This window comes from Maribacter sp. (assembly GCF_016744255.1).
Classification (GTDB): domain Bacteria; phylum Bacteroidota; class Bacteroidia; order Flavobacteriales; family Flavobacteriaceae; genus Maribacter_B.
The window spans coordinates 1-22,239 of sequence record NZ_JADGES010000056.1; the positions used below are offsets into that span (position 1 = coordinate 1).

At 30.0% G+C, this 22,239-nt stretch carries 27 protein-coding genes; all 27 read right to left on the minus strand.

Features of this window, described 5'->3' with window-relative positions; genetic code table 11:
* Positions 1-827, minus strand: an 827-nt coding sequence (locus QZZ51_RS10460) for a trypsin-like peptidase domain-containing protein (protein ID WP_291869350.1), incomplete at its 3' end; no start/stop codon positions are given.
* A gap of 3 nt (positions 828-830) precedes the next feature.
* The gene (locus tag QZZ51_RS10465; RefSeq protein ID WP_291869352.1) at positions 831-2,036 is read right to left on the minus strand and encodes a hypothetical protein; all 1,206 of its coding nucleotides are present in this window, start codon (positions 2,034-2,036) and stop codon (positions 831-833) included.
* Between the two features lie 213 nt (positions 2,037-2,249).
* Entirely contained in the window at positions 2,250-3,968 is a 1,719-nt protein-coding gene (locus tag QZZ51_RS10470) for a DUF1566 domain-containing protein (RefSeq protein WP_291869354.1), read from the minus strand.
* Positions 3,969-4,007: 39 nt separating this feature from the next.
* Entirely contained in the window at positions 4,008-4,574 is a 567-nt protein-coding gene (locus QZZ51_RS10475; protein WP_291869356.1) for a hypothetical protein, read from the minus strand.
* 24 nt (positions 4,575-4,598) lie between these two features.
* On the minus strand, positions 4,599-4,811 hold the full coding sequence (locus QZZ51_RS10480) for a hypothetical protein (protein ID WP_291869358.1): 213 nt from the start codon (positions 4,809-4,811) through the stop codon (positions 4,599-4,601).
* 194 nt (positions 4,812-5,005) lie between these two features.
* Positions 5,006-5,743: a LytTR family DNA-binding domain-containing protein gene (locus QZZ51_RS10485; RefSeq protein WP_291869360.1), complete on the minus strand. Its 738-nt coding sequence runs from the start codon at positions 5,741-5,743 to the stop codon at positions 5,006-5,008.
* Positions 5,743-7,935: a tetratricopeptide repeat protein gene (locus tag QZZ51_RS10490; protein ID WP_291869362.1), complete on the minus strand. Its 2,193-nt coding sequence runs from the start codon at positions 7,933-7,935 to the stop codon at positions 5,743-5,745. The genes QZZ51_RS10485 and QZZ51_RS10490 overlap by 1 nt, the downstream gene beginning before the upstream one ends.
* A 66-nt stretch (positions 7,936-8,001) precedes the next feature.
* Positions 8,002-10,200: a tetratricopeptide repeat protein gene (locus tag QZZ51_RS10495; protein WP_291869364.1), complete on the minus strand. Its 2,199-nt coding sequence runs from the start codon at positions 10,198-10,200 to the stop codon at positions 8,002-8,004.
* A gap of 568 nt (positions 10,201-10,768) precedes the next feature.
* The gene (locus tag QZZ51_RS10500) at positions 10,769-11,287 is read right to left on the minus strand and encodes a hypothetical protein (RefSeq protein ID WP_291869366.1); all 519 of its coding nucleotides are present in this window, start codon (positions 11,285-11,287) and stop codon (positions 10,769-10,771) included.
* A 2-nt stretch (positions 11,288-11,289) separates the two neighbouring features.
* Positions 11,290-11,520, minus strand: a complete 231-nt coding sequence (locus QZZ51_RS10505; protein ID WP_291869368.1) for a hypothetical protein — start codon at positions 11,518-11,520, stop codon at positions 11,290-11,292.
* 35 nt (positions 11,521-11,555) lie between these two features.
* Positions 11,556-12,104, minus strand: coding sequence for a DUF2262 domain-containing protein (locus QZZ51_RS10510; RefSeq protein ID WP_291869370.1), 549 nt, complete (start codon positions 12,102-12,104; stop codon positions 11,556-11,558).
* 45 nt (positions 12,105-12,149) lie between these two features.
* Positions 12,150-13,565: a hypothetical protein gene (locus QZZ51_RS10515; RefSeq protein WP_291869372.1), complete on the minus strand. Its 1,416-nt coding sequence runs from the start codon at positions 13,563-13,565 to the stop codon at positions 12,150-12,152.
* A gap of 230 nt (positions 13,566-13,795) precedes the next feature.
* On the minus strand, positions 13,796-14,425 hold the full coding sequence (locus tag QZZ51_RS10520) for a hypothetical protein (RefSeq protein WP_291869374.1): 630 nt from the start codon (positions 14,423-14,425) through the stop codon (positions 13,796-13,798).
* Position 14,426: 1 nt separating this feature from the next.
* Positions 14,427-14,921 carry a hypothetical protein gene (locus tag QZZ51_RS10525; RefSeq protein WP_291869375.1) on the minus strand — a complete coding sequence of 165 codons (495 nt, stop codon included), beginning with the start codon at positions 14,919-14,921 and terminating at the stop codon, positions 14,427-14,429.
* Positions 14,922-14,957: 36 nt separating this feature from the next.
* Entirely contained in the window at positions 14,958-15,461 is a 504-nt protein-coding gene (locus tag QZZ51_RS10530; protein ID WP_291869377.1) for a phosphohydrolase, read from the minus strand.
* A 29-nt stretch (positions 15,462-15,490) separates the two neighbouring features.
* On the minus strand, positions 15,491-15,802 hold the full coding sequence (locus QZZ51_RS10535) for a hypothetical protein (RefSeq protein ID WP_291869379.1): 312 nt from the start codon (positions 15,800-15,802) through the stop codon (positions 15,491-15,493).
* Positions 15,792-16,232, minus strand: coding sequence for a hypothetical protein (locus tag QZZ51_RS10540; RefSeq protein WP_291869381.1), 441 nt, complete (start codon positions 16,230-16,232; stop codon positions 15,792-15,794). Before QZZ51_RS10540 ends, QZZ51_RS10535 begins: the two co-directional genes overlap by 11 nt.
* Before the next feature lie 36 nt (positions 16,233-16,268).
* Entirely contained in the window at positions 16,269-16,805 is a 537-nt protein-coding gene (locus QZZ51_RS10545) for a hypothetical protein (protein ID WP_291869383.1), read from the minus strand.
* A 265-nt stretch (positions 16,806-17,070) separates the two neighbouring features.
* Positions 17,071-17,466, minus strand: coding sequence for a DUF3592 domain-containing protein (locus QZZ51_RS10550; RefSeq protein ID WP_291869385.1), 396 nt, complete (start codon positions 17,464-17,466; stop codon positions 17,071-17,073).
* 6 nt (positions 17,467-17,472) lie between these two features.
* Positions 17,473-17,928 carry a hypothetical protein gene (locus tag QZZ51_RS10555; RefSeq protein ID WP_291869387.1) on the minus strand — a complete coding sequence of 152 codons (456 nt, stop codon included), beginning with the start codon at positions 17,926-17,928 and terminating at the stop codon, positions 17,473-17,475.
* Positions 17,929-17,948: 20 nt separating this feature from the next.
* Complete coding sequence (locus QZZ51_RS10560) at positions 17,949-18,704, minus strand: hypothetical protein (protein WP_291869389.1); 756 nt, start codon at positions 18,702-18,704, stop codon at positions 17,949-17,951.
* 51 nt (positions 18,705-18,755) lie between these two features.
* Positions 18,756-19,325: a hypothetical protein gene (locus tag QZZ51_RS10565; protein ID WP_291869391.1), complete on the minus strand. Its 570-nt coding sequence runs from the start codon at positions 19,323-19,325 to the stop codon at positions 18,756-18,758.
* Positions 19,318-19,986 (minus strand): hypothetical protein, encoded by a 669-nt coding sequence (locus QZZ51_RS10570; RefSeq protein WP_291869392.1) that lies wholly within the window; start codon positions 19,984-19,986, stop codon positions 19,318-19,320. The genes QZZ51_RS10565 and QZZ51_RS10570 overlap by 8 nt, the downstream gene beginning before the upstream one ends.
* Positions 19,987-19,993: 7 nt before the next feature.
* Complete coding sequence (locus tag QZZ51_RS10575) at positions 19,994-20,425, minus strand: hypothetical protein (RefSeq protein ID WP_291869394.1); 432 nt, start codon at positions 20,423-20,425, stop codon at positions 19,994-19,996.
* A gap of 225 nt (positions 20,426-20,650) precedes the next feature.
* Positions 20,651-20,800, minus strand: a complete 150-nt coding sequence (locus QZZ51_RS10580; RefSeq protein WP_291869396.1) for a hypothetical protein — start codon at positions 20,798-20,800, stop codon at positions 20,651-20,653.
* An 11-nt stretch (positions 20,801-20,811) separates the two neighbouring features.
* Positions 20,812-21,324: a hypothetical protein gene (locus QZZ51_RS10585; protein WP_291869398.1), complete on the minus strand. Its 513-nt coding sequence runs from the start codon at positions 21,322-21,324 to the stop codon at positions 20,812-20,814.
* 30 nt (positions 21,325-21,354) lie between these two features.
* Entirely contained in the window at positions 21,355-22,122 is a 768-nt protein-coding gene (locus QZZ51_RS10590) for a DKNYY domain-containing protein (RefSeq protein WP_291869400.1), read from the minus strand.
* Positions 22,123-22,239 lie beyond the last annotated feature (117 nt).

The window sequence follows — 22,239 nt, forward strand, 5'->3', positions numbered from 1 at the left end:
TTTAAAGGAGAAGTAGCAAATAAGTAATTGTTGTCATAAATGAACATTCGAATTTCTGCACTTCCTTGATGGAAATACCAACGCTCTCTACCGGACCTAGTCAGTACGGGATTTACCTTTAGTTTGATTATTGCCTCTTCCACCTTTTGACTAAAGTCCGAAAGCGGATTTTCGGTAAATATTTTTTCATCAATATCACTACCACAATTGGGGCAGTAACATACTTTTTCAGCTATTAAACCATTACAGCTGTAACAACCTACGGTAAGTGTATTGGTCAATTCACTTACAATTTCTAATTCTTCTCGTAGCGTTTCTACAGGAATTGCAAAGCCCATATTATCGGCATCCGAAAACTTGGAAGTAACGATACCTATCAATTCGCCTTTTTCATTAACTATTGGGCCACCGCTGTTACCAGGATTTATGGCTGCATCGGTTTGAATGTAATTGTTGCCGTCCATTATTTGTCTGGCATTAGAGACGATACCTTCTGTAACCGTAAATGGCATCCCGAACGGATACCCCAACACCATTACTTTATCTCTTGATGCCGTTTCAGTAACGTGTTCGGCAGATGCGGTTTCGGTAGGTTTTGGCAAGTTCTCCGCTTTTAAAAACGCAATGTCTTTACCTGGATTTACATAGATTACTTGCGCCAAGTATCTATTTTTATCTTGCCCTTCTATACTAAGCTGTAAACTTCCGGCTACCACATGATAATTGGTTACTACGATATCATCTTTACGATTGTAAAAACCTGTTCCAGATCCATTTGAGGTGTTAATTCTATATACTGAATTTTCTATATTCTTTGTTGCACTCATCGTTTATTCCGTTTTAAAATTCGCCATCATTTGCTGCATAACCTCCATAGATTGTTGCATCTGAGCTCCCATTATTTTTGACAAATCCATACCAAAATCATTATCAAGAATATTGTCTTCCATAATCGATTGCATCCCCTGTAATAAAATAGGAGCTGCTTGACTCCAATCTAAACCATTGGCTTGTGCCATGGCATCTGTGATAGGTTTGCTAATACTTTCATCCACTAAATTGTAATAGAATAAACCATAAAAACAAGATTGTAATAAGTTTGCTGCATCTTCAAATCTGGCATTCGCTACCATTTCTTGGGCATCGGTATAATTGTCTTCCCAATTTTCTCTAATATTTTCTTTTTTGCCGCTGTATTTATGAGAGATGAATGATTCTATTTCGTACAAGTCTTCGGAGAATTTTTCTTGTGTATAGCTCTTAAGTTTTTCCAAACTTGCTTTTCCGTTTAGTAAGCGATTTTGAAAAGGAATGTTTCCATCGTAAATACCATCTATGGCTCTTTCTAATAGCGTACGTAAATACCCTTGGGGAGCTGCGTAAAACTCAATTCTCTTTAAGGTGATGTTCAGGGTGTACCAAGCATTATTGCTGTCGCGATTTTCCATGTAATGATCAAATCGCTGTACGCCTTCATCTAGTATTTTTTGATAATTGGTAAAAGTATCTTGTTGTATATCACTTGAAAAAGGGGTTATTTTGGGCTCTTGCAGATGTGTAGCTTCAAACTTTTCTATAAACTCATCGTCATAACTGTCAGCGTAATAACAGATTTCTCTGAGTACCGCATAAATTTTATAGGGTTGACATAAATTTAGTGGGCAAGAAAACGAAAAGAAAACCAAATCACCTTCTAATGCTACATTGGTAAGGTTAAGTGGATGCATACGTATCTCGGCCAACCGACGCATTAGCGGGACTTTTTTGGCGTTTTCAATATTTAAAAATGGACATTTTATCAGGAGTTCTTTTTCTGTTTGGGTAATGCTTACTATCACGGATCCGTGAGGTATCACATAAGTATCTCCTTCTTTTTTAGTTTGTAAATGACTGCCAACATAATCTAATAATGTGGGTAAAACGCTGTGGTATTGGCCGCTATTAAAAAAGACCTCTGCTTCGTCCCATTTCTCATCTTGCCGTGTAGAAGCCTGTTTGGTTTGTATTGGCGGAAAATAGGTGCTGTTTTTGTTCATGGTTTATTAGGGGTTTAAATAGTATAACAATCATTTTTAGCGCTAAACACCTCGTCTTAAAAGGTTTTGAATAAAGGAGTTATTGAGGTTTCAAATAAAGAACCACGCACAGCTGTAAGCTGAGAGTGGCTCTTTATTTTTTGTTTTATAGTTATAAAGCCACTTTAATTGATAAGAAAAAGTGGCTCTAAAATTTGTTGTTTTAAAATCACCTTAGAAAGCTCTAATTGCTCTTACTTGAAAGTAAGCACTAGCGCCTTTATTTAATCCTGCATCATTTCCGTTAGCGAAATATTTACACCAAGCAGTATTGTTATTAGATTCGGTAGAACTCCAGTACCTTGTGCTCAAGTTAGAATCGATGAATGCTGCCCCCCCATTAGCGATAGCAGTGGAGTTTATAATCGCTTTCTGCGAATACATTTGGGTCAATTCAGATCTACTAGGTAAAAACCAATCAGAATAACCATCAATAGTTGCGTTGGAAGCTATATCAGCAGCTATCCCTGTAGTGGTACAACCTGCAACAATGACAGCTGTGTTTGTTGCACCACTACCTATTGAATCTGATGTGCCTGATATAAAAGTTCCTTGACAGCCCCATGATACATTTGTTCCCTGATCAGTAATAGCGCAAACCAAGCCCGAACTATTATTGCTTGTAGGGTCTACCCAAAAAATAACGCCTCCATGATTAAAATCTCCAATCTCATTTATATTTTCAATATTTACACTAGCAGTTGCAGATACCGAATAAACACCGTTGTCAACTGAAATAGTCGCGAACATCGTCGGAGTTGTTTCAAAATCGAATAAAGTTGCATCAGCTACAGTTAATTCCCCAGTACTAGCGTCTATAGCGAGAGCACCTGCCGCAGATTGATACGTTATCGTATAGGTTAAAATACCTGAGCTAGTCGCTTGTAAAGTGCCAATAACTTGCCCATTTGTTGGGTTTTCATCTATATCTAGAGTTGCATTTTGAACAGTAATTTCATCTACATCAGTAAGATTAATAGTAACTGTTGCTGCATTTTCGGCATCATCTACAGTTATAGTTGCTGTTAGTATAGGGGTTGTTTCAAAATCAAATAAGTTGGGGTCTGCAACTGTTAATTCGCCTGTAGTTGGATCTATATTTAATGCTCCTACTGGTGTTTGTGATGTTATACTGAAATTTAAAGGTACACCTCCAGTAGTTTGCACAGTACCAACAACTTGCCCATCGGTTGGGTTTTCATCAATGGCTACGGTGAAATCTTGAATGTTTACTTCATTTACATTGGTTAAATTAATCGTTGCCGTTGCTGGGTTTTCAGCATCACTAACGGAGATAGTTGCTGTTAGTATAGGGGTTGTTTCAAAGTCAAATAAAGTGGCATCAGCAACCGTTAATTCTCCTGTGGAAACATCTATATTTAAGGCTCCTGCTGGAGTTTGTGCTGTTATACTAAAATTTGAGGTTGCACTTCCGCCTGTTTGAAAGGTGCCAACAACCTGCCCATCGGTCGGGTTTTCATCAATAGTCACTGTTAAATCTTGAATGGTGGTTTCATTTAAGTTGTTAAGGTTTACTGTAACCATAGCTGTTTCTACAGCATTGGTTACAGTAATTGTAGCAGTAATTATAGGGTTTACTTCAAAGTCAAAAATAGCTGCATTGGCAACCGTTAATTCTCCAGTACTTGTATTTATACTTAAGGCTCCTGATGGCGTTTGCGACGTTATACTAAAATTTAACGTCCCGCTTCCATCCGTTTGTACAGTGCCAATAACTTGTCCATTAGTTGGGTTTTCATCAATGGTTACAGCTAAATCCTGTATGTTTATCTCAATATTTTGAGGAGCGCCGTCATCATCATTGCCACAACCAAAAGTTGTTAGCAATATAGCTAGTGCAAATAAGTTGATTGATTTAAATAATTTGTTCATAATTTTGGGTTTTAATATTGATTTGGTTATATAATTATTTTAAGAATCCATTTTAATTAGTTCACCATCTAGTTTATAGTAAAAGCTAAATGAGGTGCCGCCATTTTCGGGCTTAAGATTGATGACAAATCTTGCTTCAGAGGCATTTCCGTTATCCGGAAAATCAATACTAGCAATACTTAAGATTGGATTCTTAAGGTTTTTTTCATCTTTTAACTGTTGTATTGACTTTTCTACCAAGCCTCCAAGTTTTGTTAAATTGATTGTCTCACCCAATTGAAACATAAAATCCTTAGCCTGACTTCCTTCAGGTACTTCAAGTGATATTTCTGAACTTTGGGTCCAAGTTCCTTGTGTATTGTTCCATTGCCCCATTTTTAAAGAGGTTGGATCTTCGGTAACTGTTACCCCTATAATATTACCTATAGATTTGTTGTAGGTAATAGTTAAGTCTGTATAATAGGCGTCGTCGCTAAACTCGCTTTTTATTTCGTCTTCTATCGCTCCGAAGCCATCTGCATCTGCAGATTGTTTGCTTGCGCCACCACCGCAAGATGTCATCATTGCCAGACATGCTAGTACTACTATTGATTTTATTGTTTTCATCTTTTTGTCTTTTATATTTTTAATTTATTCTTCCTCTGTACTTCCAAAAAACCAGTAGAGAGCACCTCCCCCAACTATTAAGAGAATTCGAATTACCCATCCCATTGTGTTGCCCCAAAGATCAACCCAAGCAAGAAGTCTGATATTGTAGTTGAAAATTGATAGGAGAATAGATATGATGCCCATTGCACCTAATAATAAGCCTCCATGACCTAGTTTTGATTTAATTTGATCCATTATTTTATTGATTAAAGATTTGATAAAGTCAAATCTAAATAGGATAAAGACAATGGGAAACAGCAAACCTATTTGCGCCAAATGCTAATGCACAAATGCGGGTTTTGAATGTATATTCGATTTTAAGGAAGAAGGTTTTTCTACTACTTTACTGTATTTAAGTGCTATTAGTCACTCTTAGCCTCCTGAGAAGACTATTTTTTATTCCAAGTAAAAAGACGAGTTAAGAAGTCCTCTTTTTTCCGTGTTGAAACGGGTATTTTTTTTCCATTTTTCAAATAAATAGTACCCGATTTTTCATACTTGTCTACATACTTTAAGTTAACCATAAATGATTGATGCGGTCTTGTAAAAGACTGTTTGCATAACTGCTCTTCAAACTCCTTTAAGGGCTTTGATGCCAAATATTTTTTTCCATTATTGAGATGAAAAGTGGTATAGCCTTTATCGGACTCGCAAAATATTAAATCTTTTAAATCTATAATTTGAAACGTATCTTGAAGTGACAAAATCAATGTATCTTCTTGATTTTCATATACTTGTATTACCTTCCTAATCTGCTGCTTTTGTTTAGATAAGGGTAGCTTTGCTACTTTATCCAAAGCGGATTTAAGTTCATCGATATCTACGGGTTTTAGTAGGTAATCTACGGCACCTATCTTTAAAGCCCTAAGCGCGTACTCTTCATAGGCAGTAATAAATATCACCTTAAAATCAAGGTTTTCTGTTTGTTCTAAAAAATCAAAACCAGTACCATCGCTTAGGTTGATGTCTAAAAACACTAAATCTGGCTTACAAGATTTGGTAACAATAACAGCTTCTTTTACCGATTCGCATTCTCCAACCACCTCTATATTAACATCTAAGAGATCTAAGAAATTCAATAAGCCTTTTCGTATATATGCTTTATCTTCAACAATAAGTGCCTTCATTAGTTCTCATTTATTTTATATGGAATGACTAAGGTAACCAGTGTTCCTCGTTCATTATATTTATTTCTATCGGTAATGGTTATGCCGCCTGGTACTTTAAATTCTTTAGATAACATGAGTAACCGCTCACTTGTAATGGTGGTCGCTAATGATTTTTTATTTGCATTGGGTTTCTGCATTTTGGTATTGACACCAATACCATTATCAACAATAGTACAGATTAATTTTGCGTTTATAAATTTTAAATGAATCACTATTTCACGATGTTCTTTTTGAGCATCAAATGCATGTTCTATGGCATTTTCTATAAAAGGCTGAATAAGCATCGGTGGAATTTGAAACAAGTTTATGTTTATATTTTCATCAACAACTAAACTATAATCATAGGGAAGATCGGTATCTAAATTTTGCATGACCATATAATTATCTATAGCATCTAATTCTTGAATAAGCGGTACGATTTTATCTCTTGAATTTTCTAAGACAATGCGCAGTAGCTTTGAGAATTTAGATAAATAAGTAATTGCTTTCTTATCTTCTTTATTCAAAATCATGCCCTGTAAAACCGAAAGTGAGTTAAATATAAAATGCGGTGTCATTTGTGAACGCAGGAGCTTTTGTTCAATCAATATGTTTTGATTCTTCTCTTTAATATTCCGCCATTTTAAAAAGAAGATGATACCTCCTAAGATTATGGCAGTTACAAGAAACGAGATAATTGTTAAAAATATATTTCGTTGCGACTTTTCTAAATGGGTATTTATGGAGCTTACTTCTTTCGTTAATTTTAATTCTCTAATATTTGCAGAATCTATAGCTTGTTTGTATTTATATTCGTATTCTAATTGCGCTATTTTTTCAATGCTTTCCTTATTGAAAAGACTATCGTTTAATGTTTTGAATTGTTGATGATTTTCGAATGCTTTTTTGTAATCACCTAAGTTTTCATAGATTTCTGAAAGAAGCTCGTACGCATCTTGTTCAAAATTTAACGCTTCAAGTTTAGTTGAAATTTTTATACTCTTCTCCGCATATATCAAAGCTTCTTTATATTTTTTTTGATTCACATATGAAGTTGCTATTCCTAAATAAGTATCGCACAAACCCAGCTGATCTCCAATTTCAATAGCAAGCTTTTTACCTTCTTCATAATATTTACGAGCAAGAGCATTGCTCTTTTGTAACATATAAACTCGTCCTATATTATTTACATATGTCAAATTATTATCCTTATCATTGATTTCTTTACTAATAATGAGGGCTTGGTTATAATAATTCAATGCTATTTTGTAGTTCTGCTTTCGCATGTAAATATTGCCTAAATTATTAAGTGCTTTGGAGATGTTTCTTTTGCTACCAATCTTCCTTTGGATATTTAATGATTTTTCATGATTCTCAATGGCTTTATCATAATTCCCATAATTTTTATAGATAATACCAATATTATTTAGAACCTTAGAAATTCCTAATGTGTCTTTTATTTTTTCAGAAATATCCAAAGACTTATTATAATTCTCTAAAGCAACCGGGTAGTTTGCTTGTTTTAAATAAATACTGCCTATATTATTATAACAACTGGAGGTTTCTTGTCTGTAATCATATTTAATATTTAAACCCAAAGCTTTAGTATAATATACAAGAGCCTCTTCATAATTACCTAAGTCAAAATAAGCATAGCCAGTATACTTTAAACTTATTGCATTGCTTTGTGTACGGCCTATTTTTTTATCAATTTTTATTGCATTTTTGTAATATTCAATACAATTATTGAAATCACTTTTATAATAAGACGTTAGCCCCATTTTAGCATAGCATTCAGAAACACCTGCAAAAAAATCTGCTTTTTCATATACTAATAGTGCTTCGTTAAAATAAAAAATTGCTTTATCATAGTTTGATTGAGATGCTTGTGCCAATCCTTTTATATAGATACTTTTTCCTTTACCTTTTGTAAAATTCAAAGTATTTGCAAGTACTTCAGATTCTTCTAAATAAGTTAGTGTTTTGATACTATCTTTTTGAAAATAGAAATACGCCAAATCATTTAGAATCTTTACTCGTACAGTATCTTTTTTTGTATGAAGTGATAATTCGTTTTTCAGACTATCTATAGTCTTTTTTTGAGCAAAAACAGTTGTAGGAAGGGACAAGCCGAAGAATAAAATAAAAATGGATGTATTGATTGCTTTCATAACTTATGAAAAATGTTTGTAATTTAACCCTTTATTTATATGCTCTTTTTTCTGCAAATAATACTTTCATTCTGAAACAGAATCAATTTTATAAGGAATTATCAAGGTAACCAACGTACCCTGTTCTCCAAATAATGTTCTATTCTCAATAATAATGGATCCCATTGTTTTAAAATCTTTAGATAACATTTTTAAGCGCTCTGAAGTAATTGTTGTTGCCAATGATTTTTTATTCTTTTTTATTTTAGGTTTTTCCATTGAAACACCTATTCCATTATCAGCAATACTACATACCAAGGTTTTATCTTTTAAAGTTATTTTAACCTTAATTTCCTTATTTTCTTTTTTAGTAGCGAATGCATGTTCTATGGCATTTTCTATAAAAGGCTGAATAAGCATGGGTGGAATTTGAAATAGGTTTACGTTTATATTTTTATCAACAACTAAACTATAATCATAGGGAGGATCGGTATCTAAATTTTGCATGACCAAATAATTATCTATTGCATCTAACTCTTGAATAAGCGGAACAATTTTATCTCTTGAATTCTCTAAGACAATGCGCAGAAGTTTAGAGAATTTTGATAAATACGATATCGATTTCTTCTCTTCCTTATTCAAAATCATGCCCTGTAAAACCGAAAGCGAATTAAATATAAAATGAGGAGTCATTTGTGAACGCAATAGTCTTTGTTCAATCAATATATTTTGATTTTTCTCTTTTATATTCCGCCATTTTAAAAAGAAAATGATACCTCCTAAGATAATAGCAGTTACAAGAAACGAGATAATTGTTAAAAATATATTTCGTTGTGACTTTTCTAAATTGGTATTTATGGAGCTTACTTCTTTCGATAATTTTAATTCTCTAATACCAGCAGAGTCCAAGGCTTTTTTGTATTTGTATTCGTTTTCTAATTGCGCTATTTTTTCAATGTTTTCTTTATTAAAAAGGCTATCATTGAAAATTTTAAATTGTTGATGACTAGTAAATGCTTCTTCAAATTTATTTGTGTTTTGATAAATTTCGGTAAGTAATTTATAGATATCTCGTTGAAAATATACAACACCAAGTTTATTCGAAAGGTCTTTACTTTTTTGAGCATATAGTAAAGCTTTTTTATATTTTTTTTGATTAGCATAAGATTTCGCTATTCCTTGATAAGAATTACAAAGGCCAAGTTGATATTCAATATTAACTGCAAGCTCTTTAGCTTCTTTATAGTATTGACGAGCAGTTATATTTCTGTTAAGCTCTAAATAGATATTGCCAATATTATTTAAATTTCTTGAAATACTAAGCTTAGCGTTTATTGCTTTGCTTATATTCAATGCTTCTGTGTAATAATTAAGTGCTGTTTTGTATTCCTTCTTATAAAAATAAACGCTACCTAAATTAGTTAGTGCTTTTGAAACATTACTCTTACTACCTATTTTCTTCTGTATATTTAATGATTTTTCGTAATTTTCAATTGCTTTATCATATTTTTTATAGTTCTTATATATAATACCAATATTATTTAATGCTTTAGAAATTCCCAAAGTATCTTCTATTGTTTCTGAAATTTGCAATGATGTATTGTAATGTTCTAAAGCAACAGGGTAATTTGCTCTTTTTAAATATAAACTACCTATGTTAAGGTAACAACAAGAAATTTCTAGTTTGTTATTGTATTCTGTATTTAAATCCAAAGCATAATTTAAATATTCTTCCGCCTTTTCATAATTACCCAAATTCGTAAAGCAATATCCTATATTTTTTAGGTTAACAGCTGTGCTTTTCGTCTTGCCCAGTTTTTCATCAATACGTATCGAATTTTTATAATATTTTATGGCTTTGTTGTAATCATTGTTCTTAGAAGATACTTTTCCCATATTTGCGTAGCAATCACTAACATCCTTTTTTAAATCTAATTTTTCGTATAACAAAAGGGCTTTATTAAAAAACTCAATTGCTTGCTCGTAATTTGATTGGTGAGATTCATTTAATCCTCTTATGTATAAACTATTCGCTCGGCCTTTTTCAAAATCTATGGTCTTAGTAATTGACTCAGCTTCTACCAAATAATCAAAAGCTTTATCTTTTTGCTTTCTATAAGAATAATCCGCTAAATCATTTAATAGGTTTACTCTTGTGCTATCTTTCTTTAGATGATTCGACAGTTCATTATTTAAGCTATCTATAACTATACTTTGAGATTGTATGTTTCCTGCAAAAAGCAAAAAAGCAAAAAAGGTCAGGGTAATTTTATTCGTAAAATTCATATAGATGAATTGCTATTTAAAGAATAAGAATTTACAATTTAGTAGAACCCATTAAGAGGATTATGTCTCTAAATCGTCTAGCAAGTATATTAATAAAAAAGGAGTTTTATATGGTCTTGTTGGACTTTAATTTTCGAATTTCACAAACTATATGTCAATGATATTCAGTATACTCCGAAATAAATAGATTATTAGCCTTACGAATATTGGCCCAAGTATTACGCTTATACATTTTAAAGCGTCAGAAATACATTTTCTATTCTATTATTCCCATACAATAAGTAAAATTAAGGCTGTTTACTAAGGAAGTTTATTCTTCCCGAAGAGGATTCTTAAAAGTGAAAATAAATAGTTTGGAAGCAGAAAACCGAGCTAATTTTGTTAATGAATAGCTCAGACAAATTCATGGAAATAGTAATTCATCAGTCAAAAAAAGAATAAAAAGCTATTGAGTTATTATACAAACCCATAAAATCGGTTATTTGTAATCTAAATGCTTTATTAAATGAATGAACAAGTAAAAAGAATATTCCCCATAAAAATATTCCTATTAATAGTTTAGCTAATTTTATTGTTTTAAAGCGTTTATTATTTCTAAGAATTTTAAAATCTCATTTCTCTGAACCTCTCCGCATTCCGATGCAATACTCAATACCTTATCAATAAACTTTTTAGTAAAAAATGTATTGACTAAAAATAATTTTCTTTTAGACAAAAAAATGCCTTTTAATTCTTCTTTATAAAAGAATTCATTTGTTTCATAATTTCTTCCAGAGGTTACAAACCTAAAAGTGATTTCTCTTAAAGCTTCATAAGCAACAACTATTTGCTCTGCCAGTATTATTTGGATTAATATTTCTAATTGTATATCTGCTAAATCTATATTTTTAAGATGAATATGACCTGCTATAAGCAATTTTATATTGTCTGATTTGTCTTTATAGTTCTTCTTTACATAGCACCAATCTTCAGGATTAAATTTCTCAACAATCTCATCAATAAAATAATGAGCCAAATCTGATGAATCGGTTCCTTCTTTTTCATACTTTTTTAACTCGGTAAAGAATTTTTCAACAAGTAATGCCATTTTTATTTAAGCTGTGCTTTTCCTTGTTGGATGGTACTCTTACAACGTTCACGTAACGATTTATCTCTAATTCTAGGCAAATAACCTTCTAATGTTCTTATTTTACTTTTCAACTCACTTTTTTGTGGTTTGTTTTGAGTACCGTACCCTTCTCTCGGGTTAAATGCCCATCCCATTAATTTATTGCAAGATTCTATTTCTTCCCGTATTTTTTGTTCTATTGCAGTTTTCATGTTTTACTATTTTTATAATTTTTTAAGTATATCTGTTATCCTCGAATGTTTATAGCTATTAGCTTGTTTTTTGCACTTAAATCTGCAACTATTTGGTGTTCCCAAAATAAGTTTCCATCATTAAATATCAATTCAGAACTTCCGTCTTCTAAGAATAAAATTGAAGCTAACCTAATTCGTTTTACAAACTCGATTTCCGATATTTTGGTTTCATTTTCTTCAAGCCAATTTTCGTTTTTTAAAGGCAGTAATTTTTTAGTGATTTCAATATTTATGAGACTTTTGTTATTGTTAATCCAATTCAATTTTTGATTGATTAGGGTGATGAATTTATCTTCTTCTAATTCAATTTCGCTTGGATTGTATACTATTTCTACTTTGTTTTTGAAAAGTATGATAGATGCCGTATTTGTAATTTGAGCTAATTCTTCTGTACTATTTTCTTTCTCTGTTTCTTGTGAAAGTTTCTCAAAAAAATTACCACTAAATTTTACAGAAACCAATTCAAAGTCATCTTTTTTAGTTTTAAAATCAGCTTTTGATAATTTAAAATACCCTCTTTTTTTAATATTAAATATTCCCATAGATTTCTAAAATGTTTCTATATCATTTTTTATACTTTTAAGTTCTTAATCTTCACTTAAAAAATAACAAAAGGTAAGTTTAGAGTTATTTATAATTACAATCGCCAAATCATACGTTGCATCGTCTGTTAATGTATAACTACTATAGCCCTTTCTTCCCCAAGGATTTCTACAGCAATTTGTATATAAAAAGGATTCTCCTTTTACAAAGCCTTTCATTAATTCTTTATGGAAATGCTTGGCTTTTTCTAATGGTGTATGTTCTGAATTAGAATATGCCAAATCATACCGAATGGCATTTAATAGTAATTCTAAGCCGTAATCGTAATCTATTTCAAGCCAATTTTCTCCAAGTATATTTAACGATTCAATATAGGCATCGTCTTTACTTAATCTTTTATTTTCAATTTTACAGGCTTTATCAATAAGCTCCGTTCTTTTTTTAAAAGTAGAAATATCGTTTCCTGTAATATCTAGTTCAAATGCGTTACCCCAAATAAATTCGCCCATTTTAAGATTAGCAAATATGTTATTTCTATATATTTTGTCTTCTTTATTTGTAACAACAGTAGTTTTTACTCCTAGTTTATTCAACTCATCAGACACATTTTTTTTAGCATAACAGAGGATGGTTTTTTTAAGATTAGGGAAGCTCTGTGCATCTTGCACTATCTCTATATCCCAATAATCTTCATCTCCTTCACCAAAACGCAATAAGTTTAAATAAATATCATTGCCGCCATCTTGCTGAATCTCTGTAACTTCTTTTGCCATAGATTTTGGAATAGGTAAATTCTTAAAATATTGAGTAACCTCTGCAATAGGGTTATAGCCTTCTTCATCTAAATTTATTTTTCGCCTATCGTACCATTCTACAAATTCTTGTAAATTAAATTTAGGTTTTAAAAGTTCTTGGTTGTACATTAATTCTTGAATAACAGCTAATTTAAAACCAAAGTCTATAAATTTAATTTGTTCTTCTTTTAGTTCTTTAATCAAGTATTTATCTTTAGAAATTGGTTCTTTATAATCTAAATTCTGAACCAAAGAAATGGCTAATTCTTGATGGTCTATTGCTATTTTATTAATGTAAAATTTCCCTAAGACCATTTTTTTATTCTTTGAAAGACTTAATGATTTGTTCTCAAAAAACAATGTTCCTGTAAAAGTATTTGCAGGGTATAATTGTAAATTCAGCAATTTTGGTTGTTTGCTAATAACTAAAAGAATACTATGGATATAAAACGAGCTGTAAGAAGTATAAATACCATAAGCATCCCAACAGCTCATATAACTTTTGGTTAATTTGGTTCGTTCAGTTTGTGAAGGTTCTCCTAGTATCGCTACCAATTTATCATACGTTGTAGGAAAGTACAATTCTTGCTTATTAATAATTACTTTATGTTCTTGTAAATGAATATCTAAAGGAATTGGTTTTACTTTTTTCTTAAATAAACGCATTCTTTTCTGTTTTTAAATTGTCTTTTCTACTAATTTAGAACAGTATTTTTTTGAACATATTTAAATGTATGCTTTTGCTCCGCCAATTCTTTTAGCTAAATACCGACTTTAGAATTAGGTTCTGCTAGCTTTTATTTTGTCTAAATTTTCTATAACTCTTAATCGAGAGAAATAAGAATATAATTCCAAAAATACATTGAGGATTTTCCTTTTCTCATTTTGAATTTATTTTAAGACGATACCATAATATGTACTACATCTTCTTGCTCTTTAATAGCTTTTTTGGTTATAAAAATTTGAGCTTTTAACCAATATAAAACGGGAATAAAACTATGATACTTGTCTTTATATTTATCTTGTAAATTATACTCAGAAATATCCTCTGAAGCTTCACACTCAATATAAATTTTACGACTATTTAATTGATTGATATTTGCTTTTTGTTCTTGAAAATAACGATTGGTGTTTTCAAACACTTTTTTTGAATATTTCTTTATTATAATATCCTTACTCTTTTCTAAATCTGTATTCCAATCTTTTAATAAATATGCTTTTAATCTGTTATTATCTTGAACAAAAAAGGCTAATTGTTCTAACTCTAATGCTATATTTTTTATCTTCTCTAAAGGAATAACACAACATTCTTCTTGTACAAACTTTAAGGTCGACAAGTTTAAATATTCAGCAATACGTCTTATGGCTTCTATATGATGCCAATTACGTGTAGTACATTTATAAAAGGTTATTTTTTGGTATAAATCATTCAATAATTGAAACTGTAATTCTGGCTCATTCTCACAATTTGAGGGAAGCTTTTCTTTATCTATTATGAGCGTAATTATTGGAATGTAATGACTCATTTTAATCCGTAACTTGTAGGTTTAAATAGTAAATTTCGTTGTCACATTCTAAAATAAACTCATCGTAAACTGATGCGTAATAGCCTTCTAAACCAACATATTCTATTTTGTGTATCTTTTTTGGTTCTATCGTTTCTAGCATTAAATCCACAAAATCTTCCATCCATTCTTTTTTCCAACTATCAAAATATAAAGAGAAATTTTGCTTATTATCTTCTAAGTGTATACCGTTTTTGTCTTGATATTGATAAAACCAATCATAAAATAATTTAAAAAATACATCAGAACCATTCCTTACATCTATTTCATTTAGGTTGAATGATGTAGCAACATTTCCTATACTATCAGGTAACGATTTTTGAATGCTTTCAATTTTCGGAAACTTGGTCAATTCAAAATGATAACTGTGGTTTGTTTTATCATTGAATCTTGCCATAGTTTCTAAAATACCTACAATTTTACCGTAATTAAATATGTTCTTTTCTTTTGTAGTCATTTATTAAATATGTTATTCCCAATATGTTTTAACAGACTATTCTTTTAATAATTCATCAATATGGTTTATTATATCTATTAATTCTGGTCTGTACAATTTTTTAATAAAATTTTCATTTTCTACTTTATACTTATCAAACATTTTAGAGCCTTGGTTTTTAGAATGTGTAATATTTGCAATTCTATCACAAAGTTTTATAAATACTGCGTTTGGCACATTGTGCATTTCTTTGTAGTATTTATCGTTTGCTCTTTCATTTCTGTTTTTACCTTTTTCGTTAGTGAGTGCATAAGCTAGATCTGCAATAGTTTCATTGGTATTTTGCAAAACATCGTTATATGTTTCTCTTGCATCTTCTATTATATCATGGACCCAACATCCGCAATACACATTTTCTCTTTGTTCATTATCTATTAAGTAAATAAATTGTTCTACAATATCACAAACCATACTAAGGTGAAAAGAATAATCTTCTTTACCATATTTATGATTAACCTTTACGCGCCTATTTGTTGCATATTCTTTTGTTTTTTGTAACATGTATTTAAACCTTGTTGTTTTTACACTAACTATTCTTTTTGATCTAATACTCCGTTATATTTATTGGAATCTGAGCTATAAGAAACTAAATTATAATTGGCATTATCTATATATAATTTACCGCAATTGGTGCATTCCCATAGTCTTCTAAACATATTTTGCTTTCTTAATTGCATACAGGCTTCTTCTTTATCTTTTTTAGAAGTTCCTGATTTTTCAATAGCGGCATCTATCGCATTCCAAAAGTCAAACCAATGAATATCGGGAATTAAATGTGCTTTATGCTTCAAATAATCAGTTTGGTCTCTTATTAATTCGCCGCAAGTACATTTAATTTTCATTTTTAATCTGTAATTGATATATTTTATCAAACATTTTGCTATCTATAGCGCTCCATTTGTGCACACATTCTTTATCTAAAATGATGCTTTTAGTTGGTCCTTTTCCATAAATTCCACCATGCAAACTTTTACATTGCGCACATTTATAATATGCCTTGTATATACCTCCGCCATATGGGGTTCGGTTTTTAGCGTATCTGTGATTATATAGTATATAACCAACAAAAAATAGGTAAATAACAGTAAATAAAACAAGTATTATATTTACAACTATTTTATAATCTTCGGTTATAAAATAGTTTTTTAAAACAAATAGAAGAAGACATATTACTCCAAAAACAATACTAAAAAAGGCTAATGTTACATATAATGTTTGGCGTTTACCTTCTATCATATATCGCATCATTTCTTCTAAACTTAGCTCAGTCATATTCTACGAGTTATCCCTTTTCTTCAAAATTATAGTTTATTCCTTTTCAGTAGCTTTCCAGACTGTATATATACTTTTTTTGTGAGCTAAATATTCTTCAGGTAAATCTTTAAATACTTGCGTAAACGTAAAAGGTTTGTTTGCATCAAACTCCCAATGTTCTTTATTCAATTGACCGCTTTCAGTTTTTATATTGAATGTTGGTATATTTACCAGTTGGTATTTTCCTTCACTGCTAACGGTTATCCCAAACTTCTTCAAGTCTCTAAAATTGTTATAATGCAAGGTAACTTTAGCATGTAAACTGTTGTTTTCATCCGCAGAAAATTCTAATGTTTTTGAAGTATATGTTTCTATTTCTCGTAACCATTTACCTTTATACATTTTCTCTAATTCTTTACTTATAGCCACACTATCTTTTTCTGATTTTATGATAGAGAACAAGTTATCTTGTTCAATAATAATTGTTTTGGCTACTGGGTTTATAGTAACTGATACTTCCTCGGCAGCAATACGGCAATTATCAATACCGAAAAGTGAACCTAAAATTAAGAATCCTATTATTTCTTCCATAATTAAATTTATTTAAGTTATTATCTTGTTGTTATTTTTATTTAAAAAACTATATTATTTTTAGCCATTATAAATAGTTTTAATAAATTTTGCTTATTTATTATTTTATTCACTCTTTAATTATAAAGTGATAGATTCTTTTAAAGCTTTAAAAATATAGATTATACCGCATAAAAAAGTATCACTCACTTATGTGATACGCGTTGTTCTTTAAAATAAAAAAAGAATCATTTAGAAATACCGTATTTCTATTTATTTTTAAGATTTAATAATAGTGAAACAGAAGATAACCTCCTCCAATAATAACGGCTGGCATAGACAAGCAGAGTAAAATTATGGAAACAAGATAAAGCTCCCAATAGGAAATAATATTCACCTCATTTTTATACACAACTATAGACACAGATTGGCTTAATTGGTATGCAGGCGGATTAGAACTTACTTTACTTGTAAATTGCACCAACTCACCTGTTCTATTTGCATATTCTAATACGGGTTTAAACAAAAAACCATTGTTAGATCTTACTCTAATTAGTTTTACAACTTTGGCCTCTGTTTGTAGTCCGTTTTTAAGTAAGTCTCGTTTTTTATCCCAATATTTATAGGCATAAAAAATTAATCCTATGCCTATAAAAAGAAGTGAAAAGTATACATATTTCATTTTTTGCTAATTGAATTTGTAAGTAATTACAGCTTTACCATTTTCTATTTTATAAAATTCATCAGGTTCATTTCCTGTTTTTAAATAAGGCTTACATACAATATAAACTTCGTTTGTTTTATAATCTTGTATTGCAACTATATATTCGTAAATAGCAGGTAGTATTTCTTTTTTATTACTGTCTGCAATTCCAAAACCATAATAATCGTGCATACTAGCTCCTCCTCCACCATAGCCAAGTAGCAAAACACTTTTTGAATACTTGTACTTTTTAGTAAGAAAATAGACTTCTTTTTGCTGGTTGTTTAAATTGTATAGCTCTTCACTTTCTAGAATATACTCTATTCCTATTAGGTGTAATCTAGGGTAAGGGTTTTCAAAAAATATCCATAAAAATCTACCTATAAGTAAAATGCTAATTACTCCTATAATTAATAACCCTATTTTTAAATTGTAGTTCATTCTCTAATTTATTTCTAGGATTATTTATACTCAAACTGTATTTGAACACGTTTACTTTTTTTATCCATTATTTTCTCTTTTAAATTGTATTCTGAAATATCATAAATGGAAGAAAAGCAGTCTTTAATTTCTTTAAATCGTTCTTGTATGGTTTTATCTGGGAAGCTATCTGAATATACACCAGCTTCAAAATAGAACTTAATTGGCAACCATACATCTATTTCTACATTTCCTTTTTCTTCATTGGTTATGAAGTATGCAGAACAAGTAAGATGCATTTTGTTTTCTTTTATTGCTCCAAATTTAATTGCTGTTAAAATTGGGTCATAAAGTAAACCGTTATACAGTTGCAACTCTGAATTTTCAATGATTTTTGTATCTAAATTCAAATTTTCAAGGGTTCTAAAGTCAGGAAAATGCGTTTGAATATTCCCTATTAAGACAGTTTCGTAAGTTTTATAATTAAAAATATTTGAATAATTTATTGTTAAATCAAAATTAATTGTGGGTAGTATTTCACAAATAATACCGTCTTCAACCTCATCATCTATTTGGTCGCTATAAAAGAAATCATTTCTAGATAATTCTTTAAATAATGTACGTGGAACTTCAAAACAAGTTGTAGCTCCAAGTCCTAGCGTATGTCCTCCATTTTTATAATCTAGCTCACGCCAATTATTATCTAAATCAATTTTACCATATACATAAGACAGCGGCTTAGAAGCTTCTTCAATTTCAAATTGATATTCTTTATTTTTATAGGTTATTTTTAGCATATTATTTAGGTTGTTCTTGATATTATCTAGCTTCCAATCTTTTTTATTTGTTTAACTATCCAATACTTCTTTTCTTCTTTTTCTAGCAATTTGTTCATCAGTATCAAATACACTTAAAGTAACTCCGTCATCACCATAATCAATTATTTTTCCATTTTTCACTATTACACTAATCAAATTATCTGAAGCTGAATTTATTTTTATTTCTGAATATGTACCATTTAGCTCATCATATTCTTGGTTGATATGTACTGCTTGAATCTCACTTTTTAAATAAGCGTCTTCTTTATTAAAAATTTCAAATTCTCTTAAATGTGCTTCTAAATGGGTTTCTCCTTCTTGTGCTTCGCAACCATAATCAGCAACTTGAAATGCAAATAAGCATTCTTCGTACAATACTTCTTTTATAGTTTCTATTTCTACTGGGTTAATTGCTAAAATATCATTTACACTTTCTACCATTTTATCAGAAATACTTGGCTCTGGCTTATGTTTTTGAAAAAACACAAAAGGCACTTCTTTGCTCAATACGTTTACAAAAAGAAGACAAGTTCCCATTTGGTATTCGTCCCAATTTGTATTGTTTAATAGTTCTTTTTTTGTCATTGTTTTTTCATTCATAATTTTTATTTTTCCAAATTAAAAGCTCACCAATATTGTCTATATTCAATTTTTGCTCTCTGTTTATTTTATTAAGCCTTTGTTCAAAATAATAAAGTTCAATCTTAACATTTTTAATAGCCTTCTTTAATGAAGGAATATTAAATTGAATTAAATTCTCTGCTGGTGTCGGTGTAAAATGTTCATCAAATTCATTAACTGTAAAGTCAAAAATTATTTTATCATCTTGAATTTTAACCTTTGGTTCTGGATGTCCAGCATAAAAACTACTTTCCTTTCCTTTTGTAAGGTTCTGCCAATATTGAATATCAGCAAGGTCTCCACAACATTGAGGGAAATATTTGTTCTGCTTATCAATAGAAAGAATGTATCCTCCAAAAAAAGCACAAGCGTGCTCTCTCTCGTATTTTTTATCTCTCATTTCTTGTGTATGATCAATAGTAAGTTTCGTTAAGTTGTTGTCTGTGATTTCAGAAATTCGGTAAAATGAAGAACCTGCTACATATGGTTTAAAATTATCAATAAAACCTGCTTTTTTATAACATTCAGTATTGAATTTATCCCATAATTCGGGATAATCCCAATAAGGGTATTTATCAGGTGTTTTCAAGTTCTGATTATTATATCCAATTTCAATTACAGGTATCATTTCAACTTTCATTATTTGCCTATTTTGTCTTGCTTTTATCCAAATAGTTTGTAATTTTTAAAACTCCTTTATTGTCTTGTTTCGTTAGGTGAGCTATTTCATCATAAAAATCTTCTATCCATTTATTATCTGTATATATAAATGATAGATATGACAGAAAATCATTATAATATCTATTACTACTAGGATATATTACAAGATTATCACCTTCTTTTGGTGTGTAATCAAAATCGAAGCAATTTCTGTCTTCTAAGTTTAACAATACCCATTCTGACTCTAAACCCTTACCTATATCCGAAGAAGGTAATCTAGCTCTACCAACTGCCCATTCCGTTTTTTTAACAGTACGTAATTCCCATATATATTCTAATTTATCAGTTTTTAAAACCTCTTTGCTGGTCTTTTTTTCTTTACAGCTACATAGAATGAATCCGTTTTCAAAATCACACATAATTATTTAGAATTTCAATTACTATTTTTATATCCAAACATTTATTTTAAACTCAATATTTTCAGAAGTTAAAAATGCTTGAAAAGAACTAAAAGCATTATTTTTATAATAATTAGCTTTTATCCAATTCAATAAATTTACATTGTCTATAATTTTAATACTACGCTCCTTTAACTTTTTAATTAAGAGTTCTTTATTAGGCTTGTTAACCTTTAGATAGTATTCTTAATCCCAATCTCCTTTTAATTTTTCAACCAATTCTCCACAATCAAGACCAACAATCATTAAATCATCATTTTTTGTTATTTTGGCAGAGATTTTAATTTTAATATCTTCTCTTGCTTCTTCAAATAACGTAACAATTAAACCATCCATATACTTTGTTTTTAAGCATCGTTACATATAAAACAGCATTCTTTTACATTCTTGCCTAATTTATTGAGTCTAATACTGTGTATCTCGCAATAATTTTCTAATTCAGTATCCAAAGATTTTGCATACCAAAAATATGTGTTAGAAAAATCTATATCTTCTATTTTTACAGATTCAAATATTTCTACCCATTTGTTTAGAAATTTTATAACTACTTCCTCATTTGTTTGATATTCTAAGACTTTCCAAACCTTGTTATCTATGGTATTTTGAGCAATTTGCATTAGAAATTTCTTCTGGTCTGAAAACTGGTCTTTTATCCATTCAATATGCTTAATAGTATCTATTCCTGCACATCCATTGCCAATAAAATGTTGGTCGTGTTCTGCTAACCATATCATAGTTTGTTTTTCCCAATAGGTTTTGGCTAATTTGTTTCCGCTAATTAATAATACGGAATAGACAACGGTAGTAAAGCCATTACTCATTGAAAAAAACTTGGCATTTGAAGATATTAGGTTAGACATTTTTTATACATCTTTATTAGCCGCTGGTATTTAAATTTTAAGTTCATCAGAGATTCTGTTGTAAAAGTTTACTTCTTGTATTAATTTTTCAAAACTAATTCTTTTACCATTCAAAAAACCAGACTCCTTATCTTTTGCATATTGATTTGGTAGCCCTGACATTAAAGAATATTTTACTACTCTAAAAGTATCATAATCAGCATCTTTTATTAATTTATTGAAATAGAAAACTTTACCATTGTCTTTGGAATAAAAGTATTTGTCTTCTAATTTTTTCCAAGTTTTAGGATTTGCTTTAGGAATTGTTGTAAAACCACAGAATACAAAGTTTTGGTCATAAGTAAAATATCCATCATTTAAAGATTTAAAATTTTCTGAATTCGCTTTTTTTACAACTTTAGGTTTACCTATATAATTATAATAGTAAACATTGTTTTTATCTTTACCAAAGCCATAAGGAACAAATAGGTCTAGTTCTCCTAATGACATTTTTCCATCATCACATACTATAAAAGATTCTGCATCTACATTTTTAATTTCCCCTCCCAAAGTCCATACGTTTTCTTTATCTTTTGCAAAAGTCAGGTTTAAAACTTCAAAAGTTTTAATGTCTGCTTTTTTAAGTATTGAAGATCCCAAAAAGCATCTTTTTTTGTCTTTAGCCCAAACTCCAAAAAAATGTCTAAAAGTTTCTACATCTATATTCTTAATTCTGCTATTACAATGAAAAACATCTTTTCCATCTGTCCAATATCTTTTATCTAGATTAAAGTTATCTAATTCTATAGAAAGACTCATTAGTTCTTTTTTTGTATAAATGCAAGTATTGAACTCAAACCTACAAATAACAACGTGTAAAAAAGTATCACTCACTTATGTGATACTTGTGGTTATTTAACTTAGAAAATCAGATAT

What these genes read in the sequence shown, in the direction of transcription:
- QZZ51_RS10515 (WP_291869372.1), bottom strand. Translation starts at nt 13,565, where the DNA reads ATGCGTTTATTTAAGAAAAAAGTAAAACCAATTCCTTTAGATATTCAT.
- QZZ51_RS10585 (WP_291869398.1), bottom strand. Translation starts at nt 21,324, where the DNA reads ATGTCTAACCTAATATCTTCAAATGCCAAGTTTTTTTCAATGAGTAAT.
- QZZ51_RS10485 (WP_291869360.1), bottom strand. Translation starts at nt 5,743, where the DNA reads ATGAAGGCACTTATTGTTGAAGATAAAGCATATATACGAAAAGGCTTA.
- QZZ51_RS10580 (WP_291869396.1), bottom strand. Translation starts at nt 20,800, where the DNA reads ATGGATGGTTTAATTGTTACGTTATTTGAAGAAGCAAGAGAAGATATT.
- QZZ51_RS10525 (WP_291869375.1), bottom strand. Translation starts at nt 14,921, where the DNA reads ATGACTACAAAAGAAAAGAACATATTTAATTACGGTAAAATTGTAGGT.
- QZZ51_RS10470 (WP_291869354.1), bottom strand. Translation starts at nt 3,968, where the DNA reads ATGAACAAATTATTTAAATCAATCAACTTATTTGCACTAGCTATATTG.
- QZZ51_RS10530 (WP_291869377.1), bottom strand. Translation starts at nt 15,461, where the DNA reads ATGTTACAAAAAACAAAAGAATATGCAACAAATAGGCGCGTAAAGGTT.
- QZZ51_RS10555 (WP_291869387.1), bottom strand. Translation starts at nt 17,928, where the DNA reads ATGAACTACAATTTAAAAATAGGGTTATTAATTATAGGAGTAATTAGC.
- QZZ51_RS10565 (WP_291869391.1), bottom strand. Translation starts at nt 19,325, where the DNA reads ATGAATGAAAAAACAATGACAAAAAAAGAACTATTAAACAATACAAAT.
- QZZ51_RS10505 (WP_291869368.1), bottom strand. Translation starts at nt 11,520, where the DNA reads ATGAAAACTGCAATAGAACAAAAAATACGGGAAGAAATAGAATCTTGC.
- QZZ51_RS10570 (WP_291869392.1), bottom strand. Translation starts at nt 19,986, where the DNA reads ATGAAAGTTGAAATGATACCTGTAATTGAAATTGGATATAATAATCAG.
- QZZ51_RS10545 (WP_291869383.1), bottom strand. Translation starts at nt 16,805, where the DNA reads ATGGAAGAAATAATAGGATTCTTAATTTTAGGTTCACTTTTCGGTATT.
- QZZ51_RS10590 (WP_291869400.1), bottom strand. Translation starts at nt 22,122, where the DNA reads ATGAGTCTTTCTATAGAATTAGATAACTTTAATCTAGATAAAAGATAT.
- QZZ51_RS10490 (WP_291869362.1), bottom strand. Translation starts at nt 7,935, where the DNA reads ATGAAAGCAATCAATACATCCATTTTTATTTTATTCTTCGGCTTGTCC.
- QZZ51_RS10575 (WP_291869394.1), bottom strand. Translation starts at nt 20,425, where the DNA reads ATGTGTGATTTTGAAAACGGATTCATTCTATGTAGCTGTAAAGAAAAA.
- QZZ51_RS10535 (WP_291869379.1), bottom strand. Translation starts at nt 15,802, where the DNA reads ATGAAAATTAAATGTACTTGCGGCGAATTAATAAGAGACCAAACTGAT.
- QZZ51_RS10510 (WP_291869370.1), bottom strand. Translation starts at nt 12,104, where the DNA reads ATGGGAATATTTAATATTAAAAAAAGAGGGTATTTTAAATTATCAAAA.
- QZZ51_RS10560 (WP_291869389.1), bottom strand. Translation starts at nt 18,704, where the DNA reads ATGCTAAAAATAACCTATAAAAATAAAGAATATCAATTTGAAATTGAA.
- QZZ51_RS10540 (WP_291869381.1), bottom strand. Translation starts at nt 16,232, where the DNA reads ATGACTGAGCTAAGTTTAGAAGAAATGATGCGATATATGATAGAAGGT.
- QZZ51_RS10480 (WP_291869358.1), bottom strand. Translation starts at nt 4,811, where the DNA reads ATGGATCAAATTAAATCAAAACTAGGTCATGGAGGCTTATTATTAGGT.
- QZZ51_RS10520 (WP_291869374.1), bottom strand. Translation starts at nt 14,425, where the DNA reads ATGAGTCATTACATTCCAATAATTACGCTCATAATAGATAAAGAAAAG.
- QZZ51_RS10500 (WP_291869366.1), bottom strand. Translation starts at nt 11,287, where the DNA reads ATGGCATTACTTGTTGAAAAATTCTTTACCGAGTTAAAAAAGTATGAA.
- QZZ51_RS10550 (WP_291869385.1), bottom strand. Translation starts at nt 17,466, where the DNA reads ATGAAATATGTATACTTTTCACTTCTTTTTATAGGCATAGGATTAATT.
- QZZ51_RS10475 (WP_291869356.1), bottom strand. Translation starts at nt 4,574, where the DNA reads ATGAAAACAATAAAATCAATAGTAGTACTAGCATGTCTGGCAATGATG.
- QZZ51_RS10465 (WP_291869352.1), bottom strand. Translation starts at nt 2,036, where the DNA reads ATGAACAAAAACAGCACCTATTTTCCGCCAATACAAACCAAACAGGCT.
- QZZ51_RS10495 (WP_291869364.1), bottom strand. Translation starts at nt 10,200, where the DNA reads ATGAATTTTACGAATAAAATTACCCTGACCTTTTTTGCTTTTTTGCTT.